Here is a 14,052-nt window from a genome sequence, read left to right on the forward strand (position 1 = left end):
GAAAAAGCGCTGAAAGCTGTCGGCCAGGTGCCGGACACTGGTCTGGACAGCGATACTGTCCACGTCTTTCAGCCAGGGACGTTCCTGTTTCAAAGCTGGCAGTTGTTTCGAACAGGCATGGTAAGACATCCCTTTACCCGTTTCCCTGTAGGTCGTATGCCATGTTTCGAGGAAATGATTGAAGACAAAGCGAGAGCAGCCGATGGTTTTTGCGATTTGTATCTCCTGCGTTTTATTCGGATAGATACGGAACTTATATGCTTTGTGAACCATATCGCTGCCTCCTTCTCCTCTAGCGTGAAAGCTTGATAGAGGTATATACCCCAAAAACGGGAATGTATGTTCGTTTTTTGTTTAAAAAAATATATTCCTGTCGGACGTCGGAGGCTATCAAAGACGCCTCCTCGTCCGAAGGCGATTCATCTCCCCCTACGTCGTCGTTGAGGAGGGAGTCTTCTCGCCTAAAGCTGATAAAATCGAAGCGCAGCTGGATCGTATCAAAGAAGAAGTCGGGGAACAGAGGAAATGGAAAGATACGGTCATCAAGTACAGTATCGGGAGTGCGTTAGTTGTCGGAGGTGTCGGCATCGCCATAGCAACCCGAAACTCTAAGCCCTTGGAGAAAGGATTACAAACATTGAAGTATCTGAAGTGATCCACAACGAAACATCAGGGAATAAACACTGCTGAGCAAGAAGACACTCTTTTCCAGAATAAAAAGAGTGTCTTCTTTAACATTTTTCATTTATTTCTTCATATTTTTGAATAACCCCTTCAACCCAAGATAAAACATCGCGAAAGATCCTAAGAAAATAGCAATTATGACAAGGAAGGCCAGTATATATTCCACGAAGAAGTCCATAGTATCCCCCACCTGATAAATTTTTGTGTTTTCATGACATACGTTAAAAACCATAGAAACGTTTCAAATAAGAAGGAATAATGCAATCAAGTACCAGAAGCAAAGCATAGAGAAACCAGCCTGATCATTTCTCTATGTTCCGCTTCGCTTCCCAGTACAACATCTGAATGAATTTCTTCGTATCTACCCTGACTCGATGACCTTTCCCTTTCTCCAACTCCATCATCTTCTTTCGTACCTGCTCATAGTCGAAGAATGCTGAAGCATACTTGTCGAAGACCGGATTCCCGAAATCATCCACGCCAAGAGAAGCGATGTGGGAAATCGCCTGGTGAATCGCACGTCTCACCCGCTGCTCTGCCGCTTTTACTTCCCGCTGCAGAGCGGAATTCTTTGCTTCCTCCCCTGCCCGATGAAAGGCCAGTTTCTGATAGACGCTCTTAAGAGAGATAGAATCGTCTCCATCTAACGTGTCATCCTTATATAAATGATCGATCATTTCCAGCAAATCTCTGGAACCGTTCTCCCCGGCGATACCGAGCTCCGCCAAAATGTCATACCCTTCTTCTTTGATCGTTTTCGGTTTCGTCGGCTTTTCTGCAACTGGACTCTGATCGGTAACGACACTCAGGGATCGTTGAATACTCTTAATCGACTGATCCAGCACAATCCTTTCATTGACTTTCTTCAGAATATGAAGGACTTCCAAGCGATTGAGAGGCTTCGTGATATAATACTCCACTCCGAGAGAGTACGCTTCCCCGATCAGATCTTTCGCCTCTATCTGGGAAATCATGACCACTTTTCCTTCATACCGCCCCGAGATTTGTCGTACGGTTTCAATCCCGTCCCGTTCCCTCATCAACAGATCGATCAAAAGGACATCGACGCTATTCGTTTCAAGAAGAGATGCATCGATAGTTCCCCCGTCCTCCCTTTCTCCGACTACGGAGCCGAGATCCTCATCTTCGATTATATCTGTGAGCATCGCTCTGACTGATATATCATCATCCACGATAAAGTAATTCATGTTACTCCCCCATCTCCATCAGCTTCTTCTCCGGTACCTGGATCAGAAAAGAATTTTTGCTTTCCTCAGTGATAACCTTAATCGTACCCTCCATTTTCTCTACGATCTCCCGGACATAGGAAAGGCCGATTCCGGTGGAAGGGGCGCCGGAGGAGTCGAATTTGGATGTATATCCCTGTTCGAAAATGACCTCCTTCGCTTTTCCGGGGACACCTGGCCCATCATCTGTCACCCTGAACGCCAGAATATTGTTCTCCTTCGTAACCTTCAACTCTATCTCCCCTTTTGATTCGATCGCCTCTACCGCGTTGGTAATCAGATTGTTGAGCAAAGAGAGAAGAACATAAGTCGGATAGGAGGCATCTTGCTCCTCGCTTTCAAACCGGAAATGAACTTCCTTCCCGAGGAATTCTGCATAGGTGGCATTCGATCTCATCAGAATATCTGCGATACTGTTCATGCACAGATACGAAGAATCACTCTCTCTTGAAACGACATTCGACAGTCCGGCATAGATCCTCTGGTTGTCCTTTTTTATCTCATGGACTTTGTTTGCTATCCCGAGCAGGGCCGAGGAAGGCTCTGCTTCTGGATCACGATTCACTTTTCTATATAAATCATAACTCTCTTTGATGACCGTTTCAGCATCCTGCATCGATTTGGATAAATGGGTGACCTCTGCATATAAACCGGCCACGACCATCATGATATGTTCTTTCTGCTGCTTCTGCTGTTCTTCCTCTATTTTCACCTGCTTGTACAAGAGAATATTAAAGAATCCCAGTACGAAAAAACTGCGTATGACAGCCACTTCCACCAGTAACCACATCGTTCCGAAATCCAGGGGCTGATCCATCACTCCACTTCGCAGCAGAATTTCGACGGTGCTTGCAAGAATCTCCAGCAACACCCCGAAAAGGCCGATCATAAGCGGTCTATGGTAAAATAACCCGTAAGTCATATAGTAGAAGAACACCGGAAAATGGGCCAGGAAGGCTTCCTCTACCCCCATCGGACTCCCATACACCTCTAACCAGGTTCTGAACAGAACGACAGAACCTGCTACGGAGAAGATCAGCGTCAATCGGTGCAGACTCCTTCTCCACAGTAATAAGAAGAAAAATAATGGCGTTCCGAAACTTACCCTGAAGTCTCCCTCGAACGGATAGAATTTAAGTTCCCCGGCCAATGGCACCATGACGATGACCATCACCAGAAGAAACCATTTCCTTCTGCTCATAATAGTCCCTCCTTGTTAAAATTTCTGAATTCTTATGTATGTTCCTGTGAGTTTCTGTATGTTTCTGTAGGTATGCGCTTACATTAGTACCTAGTCATACATTTGGAGGGATAATATGAAAAACAATCTCGTCGTTCAGATCTTCCTCGCATTCTTTCTCGCAATCATCTTAGGTGCTATTGTAGGCCCTGATATCAAAGTAGTACAGCCTTTAGGTGATCTTTTTTTAAGATTGATCAAATTCATCATCGTTCCCCTGGTGCTGTCTTCCCTTGTAGTGGGAGTATCCAGCACAGGTAACCTGAAAGAGCTCGGGAACCTCAGTCTCAAGACCGTCTCCTTTTACATGGTCACGACCGCAGTCGCCATTTCCATCGGCCTGATGAGCGGGAATATCTTCTCTCCGGGAACGGGAGTGGATATCAACGTTCCGGAGAGTCAGCAGGTAGAAGCTCAGGAAACCCCTGGAATCAAAGAGACTCTGCTGAACATCGTCCCCACGAATCCGATTGCCGCATTGACGGACGGCAATATGCTTCAGGTCATCTTCTTCGCCATTTTTCTCGGTATCGGGATTACGATGCTCGGAGAGAAAGCCCGCACCCTCTATCAGCTGTTCGATCAGCTGGCAGAAGTCATGTATAAAATCACGGGAATCGTTATGCGATTCGCTCCTATCGGGATTTTCGGCCTGATCGCTCCCACAGTGGGAGAGTACGGACTTTCGGTATTATGGCCTCTGTTGAAAGTCATCCTGGCCCTTCTGTTAGGGTCGCTTGTCCACGTGTTGATCGTGTACTCTTTTTCTGTGAAAGTGTTCGGGAAGATGAACCCTTTAACTTTCTTCAGAGAGCTGATCCCTGTCATCATGGTAGCTTTCAGTACGTCAAGCAGCTCCGGAACACTTCCGATGACCATCAAATACTCAGAAGAAAAGCTGAGGGTACCACGGAAAATCAGCAGCTTCGTCCTCCCTCTCGGTGCGACGATCAATATGAACGGAACCGCTCTTTATCAAGGGGTCTGCGTCTTGTTCGTCGCTCAGTATTTCGGCATGGAGCTGTCGTTCGTCGATCAGCTGACCGTCGTACTGACAGCCACGCTCGCTTCTATAGGAACAGCCGGTGTCCCAAGTGCCGGGTTGATCATGCTGTCGATGGTCATGGCTTCCATTGGCCTGCCGCTTGAAGGAATCGCTCTGTTGGCAGGAATCGATCGTATCCTCGACATGATCCGAACTTCGGTCAACGTGTTAGGGGATGCTACGGCGGCAGTAGTCGTCAGCTCTTCGGAGAGAAACACGCCATCCGTCGAAGAGGAGGAAGAAGAAGACTATGCGAAGGTCCATTACGGGTGACCGTAAACTTCTACAGGGAAAGGAAGGATCCTATGAATCATCTCTATCGGGTAGAAACAGACGCTCTCGGTAAAAAAGAAGTACCTGCTGATGCTTATTATGGAATACAGACAATGCGTGCGAAAGAGAACTTCCCCATTACGGGATATGCCCTGAACGCATCATTGATCGAAGCGATTGCAATGGTGAAGAAAGCCGCCGCCTTATCAAACAGGGACATCGGTCATCTCTCTCTTCCTGTAGGTGATTCCATCATCGAAGCAGCAGAGGAATTGTTGGAAGGAAAATGGCATGATCAGTTTCTGGTGGACCCTATCCAGGGAGGTGCCGGCACCTCCCTGAACATGAACGCCAATGAGGTCATCGCCAATCGTGCTTTGGAGAAGTCAGGATACGACAAAGGCACCTATGATCTCATCAATCCGAACAATCACGTGAACATGGCTCAGTCTACGAACGATGTCTTCCCTACCACCATGCATATAGCTGCCATAAGAGCACTGTCAGGACTCGAAGAAACGATGGAAGAAATGGCGGATACGTTCAGGAAGAAAGCCGCCGATTTCGATCACATCATTAAAGTGGGACGCACACACCTGCAGGATGCTGTACCGATCCGGTTGGGGCAGGAGCTCCAGAGCTATCAGCGGATGATTGAGCGGGACATCAAGAGAATCAGACGCTCCAAAGATAATTTATATGAAATCAACATGGGGGCGACCGCTGTAGGTACGGGACTGAATGCGGATCCAATCTACACGAAGCTGGTCGTAGAACATTTAGCTTCGATCAGCGGATTACCACTCCGGCCGGCAGAAAATCTGGTGGATGCCACTCAGAATACAGATGCGTACACCGAGGTCTCTTCCGCTCTGAAGAATACGATGACGAATATGTCGAAGATCGCCAATGACTTCCGGCTGATGGCTTCCGGACCGAGGAACGGCCTGAGCGAACTCATCCTTCCTCCCCGGCAACCCGGCTCTTCCATCATGCCGGGGAAAGTGAATCCAGTCCTGCCGGAAGTGATTAATCAGATTGCCTTCCAGGTCATGGGGAATGATCACACGGTCAGTATGGCTTCGGAGGCGGGACAGCTGGAGTTGAACGTGATGGAACCGGTGCTGATATTCAACATCCTTGAGTCCATCACAATTATGAGAAACGGCTTTGACGTTTTCACGGATCTGTGCCTGAAAGATCTGCAGGCCAACGAAGAAGCTCTCAAAGAAAACGTAGAAAACTGTCTTGGAACCATTACAGCCCTGAATCCTCATATCGGTTACGAACAGTCCTCCCAGATCGCCAAAGAGGGGATCAAAACAGGAAAGACCGTCCGCAACCTGTGCCAGGAATATAACATTCTGAGCCACGAGGATCTGGAGATTATCCTGGATAGTTATGAAATGACCTACCCTGGAATCGCCGGGGAACATCTGAAAGAAAAGTCGTCTGTATAATACAGCTTCCGACAGGAGGAATGCCCAGAGCATTCCTCCTTTTTTTCCAACCAGTAGCGTGTACACCAATCTTCCGTCCCCCTGTTACTTGAACGGATCTCAAAGTGTCTCACTGGCAAACCCGTCCGTAAATAATGTATCATCACGATTATTGAAACAACCTGTTCAAAAAGGAGAGGAATATAGATGAAGGCACTTCTTTTAGAAGATAAGAATCAATGGAAAGACATGAAGGTGCAGGAAACAGAAACGCCTCGTCCGGAAAAGGGAGAGGTGCTGGTAGAAGTACATGCTACCGGGTTGAACCCGGTCGATTACAAAATCGCGACGAACGGACATCCGAATTGGACGTACCCTAAAGTGCTCGGTTTGGACGCGGCCGGTACGATCGCAGAACTCGGCGAAGGTGTGACCGGTTGGCAGAAAGGTGACCGTGTCGTCTATCACGGCAACCTCCAGAATGACGGAGCGTATGCGGAATATGCCGTGACGACCGCTCACACGATTTCACGCATTCCTGATGGCATCAGTTTCGAGGAAGCAGCCGCCCTGCCGACAGCGGGATACACCGCCTACCAGGCCATCCACCGCAAGCTGCCGCTCGATCAGATAGACACGATTCTGATTCACGCAGGAGCCGGAGGTGTCGGTGGTTTCGGTATCCAACTGGCGAAAGCGGCCGGCAAAAAGGTTCTGACTACCGCTTCTCAGCATAACCACGAATATGTAAAACGCCTGGGCGCAGACGAGGCGATTGATTACCGGACCGAAGATGTCGGCCAGCGTGTGAAAGAGATGACAGATGGCAAAGGTGTCGACGCCGTCGTGGACACCGTGAGCCGGGATAATGCGACAGCGTCCCTCGACTACCTTGCGCATATGGGACATCTCGTATATATCGCAGGCGCTCCGGATTTCACGAAAGTGCAGCCATTTACGATTGTTCCTTCGTATCATGAAATTGCTCTGGGCGCGATTCATCAGGCAGATACCGATTCTCAGAAGGACCTTGCCGTGATGGGAGATGAGATGCTTGCGATGGTAACAGAAGGGAAGCTTTCCCCGCTGCTAAGTGAAACAGTTACCCTTAAAGACGTGCCGCAAGCACTGGAGCGTCTTTCTGAGCGTCATGTGACAGGGAAGATTGTAGCGAAAATAAGATGATGGATCCAAAGATAAAGGAAGGGCCAGATAATTTCCCTCTGGTCCTTCCTTTAATTTTTCATTATGCGGCTGGCCCTCTTAACAGTACGTTCCATCTCTAACTTACTTTCACGCGAATGATTCAGTCTTACTGATTATGCCTCTTCTTTTGACTCACTCGCCTCTTTTTCACGTGCCTCCTGCATGTATTTGATAATATAATACCGGTCGGCACCTAACCCACCTTCGTTGATCATCATGGAAATTTCGTTTGTCCGTGTCTGCTTTTTCTTATTGATTTCAAATACTCTCTCCTTCTTCTCCATCAATATTTCCTCCCTTCTACTTACTATGTTACTTATATGATAGCACATCCCGCTCTATAAGTCAGATTATTCGCCATATTCAGATATTTTCATTTAAAACCGTAAATGCCACCGTTTCTACGACTTTTTTACAGTAATTGATTGCTTAATCTCTTGGATCATCAACGGGCTTCTTTTACATTTCGCCTCCATCTCATGTGGTAGAATCGAAATAGAAATCGTGATGTCATACGCACCTAAGGGAGGAGCAATCATGGATCAGTCATTCATTCAAACAAGAAAAACATTGATCAGTTTGCTAAAGCATTTAAATGATTACGAGCTAAATACTGCTAAGAAATCTGGAGGTTGGACGGTTGCACAGGTGGTCGAGCATCTGGCAGTGGCTGAGGTGAATTTTCTCGGACTGGTGGAGAAAGCGATGAAGCAAAAACACATAGGTCATGCTGAGGAAAAAGATTTCTCCATCTTGCGGGACCGTTCCGTGAAAATGAAGGCACAGCAGGAGCCCTCCACCGTCCACAGAAATGCAGAAGACTGCATCCAAATGCTGCAAAACTCAAGAAAAGCAACCGAAGCTTTTTTAAATGAAAACAAAGACATCGGACGATATGTCGTGTCCCATCCGCGATTTGGAGATATCCCTGCCTACAGCATTTTCACTCTCATAGCCGAGCATGAACGACGCCACATTGAGCAGATTGAAGAGATTTTGGAGGCTATTAAGTAAATCATTGTTCACTTACCTGAAGACAGACAAAAGCGCAAGTGAGAGTCACCCATTACCTCACTTGCGCTTTTGTTTGTCGCATCTTTTTCATAATCTGGTTAAGCACTTCCGAGAACACGAGCCCAAATGCAATGGCACCCGATATCATAAAAGCTTTCGCTGCAATAGAAATAGCGGCGCTGTAGTCATTTAGTACAAAGTTCCGCATGGCGTCATAAGCGAGACTTCCTGGTACGAGAGGAATAATCCCTGGTACGCTAAATATAATCATAGGCGTTCTGGATCTCCTTGCCAGCGTCTGGCTGACCAGGGCAATAACAAAGGATGCGGTGAGTGTAGCCGGGACACTGTCGACTTCTTTCCACACTAAGAATGCGTAAATCATCCAACCGACCATGCCGACGAGACCACATTTGATGAGCGTATTTCTTGGCGCCTGATAGATGATTCCGAAGGCAGCTGATGCAAAAAAGCTTGCTATGGCATATTCAATCCACATAGTCATTCCTCACGATCTCTAAAATAGTGAAAACATAACAGCGATACCTGCCCCAATTGCAAAAGCCGTCAAAAAAGCCTCCGCTCCCTTGGCGAGTCCTGAGATAAGATGACCTGCCATCAGATCCCTTACAGCATTGGTGATGAGCAGCCCAGGGACCAACGGCATGATCGAACCGACAACGATCTTATCAACTTCCTTCCCAATACCGAGGGAAAAAAGGGAAAAGGCTGTAAAACCGATCAACAACGAAGCGACGAATTCAGCAACAAATTTAATTTCAAATAATCTAGTAAAGTTAATCAACGCAATAAACCCAAGTCCTCCTGCTACGCAGGCTGGCAGGAAATCGTACCAGCTCCCCTGAAACATGATAGTAAAGAAACCACTCGCCAACGTGGCAGAGATGATTTGCATGAGCATCGTATAGTCTGTAGGACTGGTTTGAATCTTTCTGAGCTCTTTATACGCAACGTGAATAGACATGTCCCCACTTGCAATCTTTCTCGAGACATCATTCGCAAGGTTCACTTTTTCGAGATTCGTCTCTCGTGCCGAAACTCTCACTAATTTTGCATGGGCACCAGGGCTGATCGTAAACATAATCCCGGTAGGTGTTACATAACTTTGGGATTCATACCGTCCGAAAGATTGGGCAATCCTCGTCATCGTATCTTCCACACGATAGGTTTCCGCTCCATTTTGTTGCATAATTTTCCCCATGAATAAACATAACTCGATCAAGTCCTCTGTACGCTCCACTCAGTCACCTCAATTCGTATTACATTATTGTTCAGTGTATCTATTCATCAAAGGAAATTCTTCGTAAAATATTCGTCTACATACAAATACAATACCACATCATCAAGGGCTGTAGTATTGTCAAAAGTTATATATTCTTTACTTTGAACAAAACTAAAATATTTTTGATTAGTAATCCAAATCAACATGTGTATCCGAAGCATTCGATTCAGTTGTGGTATTAACCATTTTATGATTTGTTTTTCCATTTTCCTTAGACAAAAAAGAGGTAGGGTATCCTCCTAGTTATCGACCAAATCAACTAGTAAAAGGAGACGCCCTACCTCATGTCTACAAGTGTAGGACAAAACAACCTCGAAAATCGATTGAACGATATGATCCGTTCCTTCGTCCAGGGAAGCTGGAAACAATCATGATTGTAGGTCATCTTTTCCTATTTGCTTACAACCTATGAATAACTACAATAGAAACAATTAAAGGAACTCAATTATGAAGTGTTTAATGGCAAATAACCTGAAATTCCATTTAAAACCTATATCATGGTATAATAACAAACTTAGGATAGAAACTATTTTTCTCACTATAGAACGGATGGCAAGAAAAGCCTGCGCCTAGAGATTAGATTGGGAGGTGTAAAAGTATGAATAAACGATGGACAATCGGTAAAATTAATGACTTTGTCGAAAAGAATTCAGATAGCACGTTATTATCGACGGAATTCAACGGTTTCTCTCAAAAGTTGCTGTTCAAGTGTTCCTGTGGCAATAATTTTGATAAAACGTTCACAAAATTTAAGAACAATCATCAACGTAAGTGTGATGTATGCCAACCACCCAAAGCGTCACGTTAATAGCTTTTATACAAAGAGCCGATTCCTATTAAAAGAAATCGGCTCTTTGTTGATTCACAGGAATTTTCCGTGTCCAAACGTTTGATAGCTAGAACATTCAACTATTATCAATAAAAGATGCTTCCGCTAAAAAATATTAGCATTTTTTCAGCATAATCATTCAAAATCTTCATCTATTAAGGATCGGGCGGGCAACTTACATCATGCCGCCCATGGTTTCTTCTAAACAAATATGCACAGAAAATGATGATAAATTAAATTTCAAATTAGAAGTTTGACATATTTATTCATTATATATTTTTTCATGTAGCTCAATAGGCCTATCAAACAATTTTGTAACTTCTTTTAAACTCAGTGAGTTTTGAATTATAATTGATTCTATTACTTCTAATCCTATTTCTTCAGAAAATTCACTTTTTTCTTTTTTTAAAAATTGAGCAGAAGAGTTGTTATATAGAGATTTTAACTTTGGGATTAACTGACTATACAAGTAAATAATAAAGAAAACCCCATCATCTTCTGCCTCAAAAAGCTTGATTTTTTCTGATTGATTGAAGAAGATTTGTGTGTTGGAAAGATCATCAATTGTAAAAACAATGTCTATATCTTCATTTTTTAACCTAGCAGTAATTGTCCTTAACGTTTCACCATTACTTATAAAAGCCTTTGTTATTATAAGTTCTGAAGTCTGATCTGATGTACCCTTGAAAATATTATGCTCATCACCTGTATTCCCAATAAATCCTCCTATATTCATGAGCATAAGTTTTGAATCTAGTTCACCATTATTTTGTATATATTTATAAAATAGCCAATTGAATAAATCAGGGGGCATTACATAATTTTCATCAAGTTTAGATATGTATTGCAGCCCCACTAACTTCTTTACTCTATTGACATGAATCTCGTTTGGCGAGCTAATAATTAGATGCACAGAGTTGTTAATACAAAAAAAGTATGTCATTATTTGAGCGTAGTTAACTCTATCTACCTTAGGAAGAAGATTTCCTGCTGAATCTTTCTTTTTTCTTTTTGTATATTCAATATCAGCAGGTACAAATAAGTACTCAACACTTCCCTCTTCATTTTTTTCGAATAACTTCATTTCGTTTGGTTCTGATACTTCACCCCAAGTAAAATAAAAGTTCAACTCTTCTTGGGGCAATGATTCCGGTATTTTATTATCGCGCGACGAAATTTTAAGAGGTTCTGAATGGCTTCTTTTGAGGATATATTTTTTTACATCGTCTAGACTCTTTATTCCCTTTAGCTTGAACAATTCACATGTCAATTTTGATCTACCCAATGTCACTCCCCCTTACAAGTTACTTTCAAAGCCTCAAAATCAACAGTTATAAAATGTTTAGCAATTAGTCTTGTGAATTTATCAAAATTATCAGATACTATCACTAAATCTAGAGCAGTTTCCGCATTTTTCACTCTAATAGGCTTAACCCTAAATTGTTCATTTAATTTGTGGTATCTCCCTTTGAATTCCCTTCCTTTAATCTCCATATTACCTAATAAATTAATTGTTATTTTTCGCTCAGATATATTGAATACCTCATGTTTATCAATCTCCCACTTATCGATAAAATAAATGTCTAATAGTTCTGGATTAAAATAAATATTGAGAGAGATCCCCAGCTTCTTTATTAAAAAGTTTGACACCCATCCTCCCGGGTTGAAATTCACTTCAAATTCAACGTCCTGTGAGGCATATTCATAATCATTGGGAGAAAATTTCATTGTAGTCCGTTTGGTTCCGTTAAGCTTTGTATTAAAAGAAACATCCAATTTTTGGAAAATCAATTTTATTTTTGACCATAAATATGTAATACATAATGATAACAAACCAATGAAGAGCGCTATGATAGCACTCAAGACTGTCTTTTTAAGTAAGTCACTTTCATATCCAATTATATCTAATATTTTGTAGATATAATTTTCTTGATTAGTAGCTATAAAAGCTACTAATATTGTCACTACAAATGTTTTCAAATATTGAAATAGCTTTTTTTTCATACTAGCATCACCGGGCCAAAGCTCACAAAGCTTATTAATTTTTTAATATTAACAATTTCTTCTTCACGTAATTCTGTATCTATACCTAATACACCGTTTGATTTTAAAGTTATCATGTGATGACTTTTTGTTCTGAAATACAATTTTACCATCTGGTAATCTTCATCTTGTAGTAAAGTTATTATCATTTCTGCACTAAACTCTTCGCCCTCTAACAAATTGTCAACATTAACATTTTCAAAATCACAGTCTACCAGATCTAGATCAAAATAATCTTGATTAAGGATAAGATCCAGGAATTTATGATTACTCATTATAAGTTGTTTCACTGTGCTATCTAAAATAATTCTGTAAATTTCATCGTTCATCAACCAAGTACTAAAAGATTGCGGAGAATATGGTACTGCGAATGAATAACTATTTTCCCCTACTATAATTTTTTTGAGAGAGACCTGTTTATAGAAAGGTGGATTTTTATCATTTGGCTGGTATAGAATTTTATAAAATGCCATAGCATTTCCCACCCTTTTGCATTTTCATAATACTTATTTAGTAATTTTATCACAGTAATAATAATTAACCAAAATTATACAGGGTCAACTTCTGTTCATCCTAATAAGGAATAAATATAACACTGGACTTTATACACCTCTTTACAATGTTCCCCAATAAGTCTATACTACAATTCACTTTTACTATTTTTTGACCATCTCTACTAAACATTAATTTGTTTAATGGCATAATGTCGCTAGTAATTGATTAAATAATTGTTATGTGAAAAATGAATCGGCAGATGCCTCTATTTTTTTCAATTTATATGATCATATAAACCGCAATGAATTAAATTAGAAAAAATTTATTTTATTACTGATAAATAGATTGGCTTTTCCATACAGACAATCGAATTGCAAATAATATATATTCACACGTCATTCAAGAAAAAGAAGCTCCCCCAAAAGTTCAGCAACTTTGGGGGAGCTCTTTTAATCGTCATCGATAATTTCATTTTCGTCGAAACCTTACAAAAAGGCTTCCAGAAGTGATGATTTACATCATGCCACCCATGTCTGGCATGCTGCCACCGCCGTTGTCATCCTCAGGGATGTCTGCAAAGACTGCTTCGGTAGTTAGGAACATTGCCGCTACAGAGCCGGCGTTTTGAAGTGCGGAACGTGTAACTTTGGTAGGGTCTACGATACCCACTTCTACCATGTTGACCCATTCGCCGTCTGCTGCGTTGTAGCCGACGCCTACTTCTTGGGATTTCAGCTTCTCTACGATGATAGAGCCTTCAAGAACAGCGTTGTGTACGATTTGACGTACCGGCTCTTCTAGAGCACGCAATACGATGCTTGCACCTGTCGCTTCATCGTCAGAGAGTTCGAGTTTTTCTACGGCAGAAATGATGTTGATAAGCGCTGTTCCACCACCTGCGACGATTCCTTCTTCTACTGCTGCGCGCGTAGTGTTCAATGCGTCTTCGATGCGTAGTTTACGCTCTTTCAATTCTGTTTCTGTCGCCGCTCCGACTTTGATGACAGCTACACCGCCGGCAAGTTTCGCAAGACGTTAAGGTTGCTTATCCTCTTCTTCGTTATCCCAAAGTCCGATGCAAAGGAAGGCCGTCCCGATAGTTATAAGGGAAATGACGATTATTATGAGTACACGATTGAACATTACCTTCCCTCCTGTTTAAGATAGACAAAGCCTTAGTTACCGTTACCAGTTCTTAATCTAACTCCATTATACATGAGAGGAGTCGCTGTCC

General features: G+C 42.7%; 14 protein-coding genes and 1 pseudogene. 5 read left to right on the forward strand and 10 right to left on the reverse strand.

The annotated features are described in order from the left end of the window. The 3 genes from BLQ44_RS15570 to BLQ44_RS15580 all read right to left on the reverse strand — a co-directional run. Positions 1-273 (reverse strand): helix-turn-helix domain-containing protein (locus tag BLQ44_RS15570; RefSeq protein ID WP_176757548.1); only part of this gene is annotated, 273 nt, incomplete at its 3' end. A 713-nt stretch (positions 274-986) separates the two neighbouring features. Continuing rightward, positions 987-1,892 carry a response regulator gene (locus tag BLQ44_RS15575; protein ID WP_093194820.1) on the reverse strand — a complete coding sequence of 302 codons (906 nt, stop codon included), beginning with the start codon at positions 1,890-1,892 and terminating at the stop codon, positions 987-989. 1 nt (position 1,893) lies between these two features. Then, entirely contained in the window at positions 1,894-3,132 is a 1,239-nt protein-coding gene (locus BLQ44_RS15580) for an ATP-binding protein (protein ID WP_093194821.1), read from the reverse strand. A gap of 115 nt (positions 3,133-3,247) precedes the next feature. Here BLQ44_RS15580 and BLQ44_RS15585 point away from each other — a divergent pair, with 115 nt between their 5' ends. The 3 genes from BLQ44_RS15585 (at position 3,248) to BLQ44_RS15595 (ending at position 7,113) form a co-directional block, all read left to right on the forward strand. Then, the gene (locus BLQ44_RS15585; RefSeq protein ID WP_093194822.1) at positions 3,248-4,489 is read left to right on the forward strand and encodes a dicarboxylate/amino acid:cation symporter; all 1,242 of its coding nucleotides are present in this window, start codon (positions 3,248-3,250) and stop codon (positions 4,487-4,489) included. A 32-nt stretch (positions 4,490-4,521) separates the two neighbouring features. Then, a complete protein-coding gene (aspA, locus tag BLQ44_RS15590) occupies positions 4,522-5,949 on the forward strand; it encodes an aspartate ammonia-lyase (RefSeq protein ID WP_093194847.1) in 1,428 nt (475 codons plus the stop codon). A gap of 186 nt (positions 5,950-6,135) precedes the next feature. Further along, positions 6,136-7,113 (forward strand): zinc-binding dehydrogenase, encoded by a 978-nt coding sequence (locus BLQ44_RS15595; RefSeq protein ID WP_093194823.1) that lies wholly within the window; start codon positions 6,136-6,138, stop codon positions 7,111-7,113. 134 nt (positions 7,114-7,247) lie between these two features. Here the strand turns inward: BLQ44_RS15595 and BLQ44_RS16645 are convergent, their stop codons facing one another. Beyond that, entirely contained in the window at positions 7,248-7,418 is a 171-nt protein-coding gene (locus tag BLQ44_RS16645) for a hypothetical protein (protein WP_176757549.1), read from the reverse strand. Between the two features lie 253 nt (positions 7,419-7,671). Here BLQ44_RS16645 and BLQ44_RS15600 point away from each other — a divergent pair, with 253 nt between their 5' ends. After that, entirely contained in the window at positions 7,672-8,148 is a 477-nt protein-coding gene (locus BLQ44_RS15600) for a DinB family protein (RefSeq protein WP_176757550.1), read from the forward strand. A 52-nt stretch (positions 8,149-8,200) separates the two neighbouring features. Here the strand turns inward: BLQ44_RS15600 and BLQ44_RS15605 are convergent, their stop codons facing one another. Together BLQ44_RS15605 and BLQ44_RS15610 are read right to left on the reverse strand one after the other, a co-directional pair. Beyond that, positions 8,201-8,647 carry a threonine/serine exporter family protein gene (locus tag BLQ44_RS15605; RefSeq protein ID WP_093194848.1) on the reverse strand — a complete coding sequence of 149 codons (447 nt, stop codon included), beginning with the start codon at positions 8,645-8,647 and terminating at the stop codon, positions 8,201-8,203. A gap of 18 nt (positions 8,648-8,665) precedes the next feature. Then, positions 8,666-9,370, reverse strand: coding sequence for a threonine/serine exporter family protein (locus tag BLQ44_RS15610; protein ID WP_093194849.1), 705 nt, complete (start codon positions 9,368-9,370; stop codon positions 8,666-8,668). 679 nt (positions 9,371-10,049) lie between these two features. Between BLQ44_RS15610 and BLQ44_RS16745 the strand changes: the two genes are divergently transcribed. Then, positions 10,050-10,259: a hypothetical protein gene (locus BLQ44_RS16745; RefSeq protein ID WP_093194826.1), complete on the forward strand. Its 210-nt coding sequence runs from the start codon at positions 10,050-10,052 to the stop codon at positions 10,257-10,259. A gap of 283 nt (positions 10,260-10,542) precedes the next feature. On the opposite strand, the gene BLQ44_RS15625 is transcribed toward BLQ44_RS16745, so the two are convergent. From BLQ44_RS15625 to BLQ44_RS15640, 4 genes and pseudogenes are all read right to left on the reverse strand, one after another. Beyond that, entirely contained in the window at positions 10,543-11,565 is a 1,023-nt protein-coding gene (locus BLQ44_RS15625; protein WP_093194827.1) for a hypothetical protein, read from the reverse strand. A 2-nt stretch (positions 11,566-11,567) separates the two neighbouring features. Then, a complete protein-coding gene (locus tag BLQ44_RS15630) occupies positions 11,568-12,284 on the reverse strand; it encodes a hypothetical protein (RefSeq protein WP_093194828.1) in 717 nt (238 codons plus the stop codon). Next, complete coding sequence (locus tag BLQ44_RS15635; protein WP_093194829.1) at positions 12,281-12,796, reverse strand: TetR family transcriptional regulator; 516 nt, start codon at positions 12,794-12,796, stop codon at positions 12,281-12,283. Before BLQ44_RS15635 ends, BLQ44_RS15630 begins: the two co-directional genes overlap by 4 nt. 535 nt (positions 12,797-13,331) lie before the next feature. Continuing rightward, positions 13,332-13,853: pseudogene (locus tag BLQ44_RS15640) on the reverse strand (TCP-1/cpn60 chaperonin family protein); the annotation flags it as partial. Positions 13,854-14,052 lie beyond the last annotated feature (199 nt).

It is taken from the genome of Salimicrobium halophilum (genome assembly GCF_900100295.1).
In the GTDB taxonomy this organism is placed as follows: domain Bacteria; phylum Bacillota; class Bacilli; order Bacillales; family Halobacillaceae; genus Salimicrobium; species Salimicrobium halophilum.

Coding starts and splice junctions, on each gene's coding strand:
- BLQ44_RS15605 (WP_093194848.1), bottom strand. CDS start 8,647: ATGTGGATTGAATATGCCATAGCAAGCTTTTTTGCATCAGCTGCCTTC.
- BLQ44_RS15600 (WP_176757550.1), top strand. CDS start 7,672: ATGGATCAGTCATTCATTCAAACAAGAAAAACATTGATCAGTTTGCTA.
- BLQ44_RS15610 (WP_093194849.1), bottom strand. CDS start 9,370: ATGGGGAAAATTATGCAACAAAATGGAGCGGAAACCTATCGTGTGGAA.
- BLQ44_RS16745 (WP_093194826.1), top strand. CDS start 10,050: ATGAATAAACGATGGACAATCGGTAAAATTAATGACTTTGTCGAAAAG.
- BLQ44_RS15630 (WP_093194828.1), bottom strand. CDS start 12,284: ATGAAAAAAAAGCTATTTCAATATTTGAAAACATTTGTAGTGACAATA.
- aspA (WP_093194847.1), top strand. CDS start 4,522: ATGAATCATCTCTATCGGGTAGAAACAGACGCTCTCGGTAAAAAAGAA.
- BLQ44_RS15595 (WP_093194823.1), top strand. CDS start 6,136: ATGAAGGCACTTCTTTTAGAAGATAAGAATCAATGGAAAGACATGAAG.
- BLQ44_RS15575 (WP_093194820.1), bottom strand. CDS start 1,892: ATGAATTACTTTATCGTGGATGATGATATATCAGTCAGAGCGATGCTC.
- BLQ44_RS15585 (WP_093194822.1), top strand. CDS start 3,248: ATGAAAAACAATCTCGTCGTTCAGATCTTCCTCGCATTCTTTCTCGCA.
- BLQ44_RS15635 (WP_093194829.1), bottom strand. CDS start 12,796: ATGGCATTTTATAAAATTCTATACCAGCCAAATGATAAAAATCCACCT.
- BLQ44_RS15580 (WP_093194821.1), bottom strand. CDS start 3,132: ATGAGCAGAAGGAAATGGTTTCTTCTGGTGATGGTCATCGTCATGGTG.
- BLQ44_RS16645 (WP_176757549.1), bottom strand. CDS start 7,418: ATGGAGAAGAAGGAGAGAGTATTTGAAATCAATAAGAAAAAGCAGACA.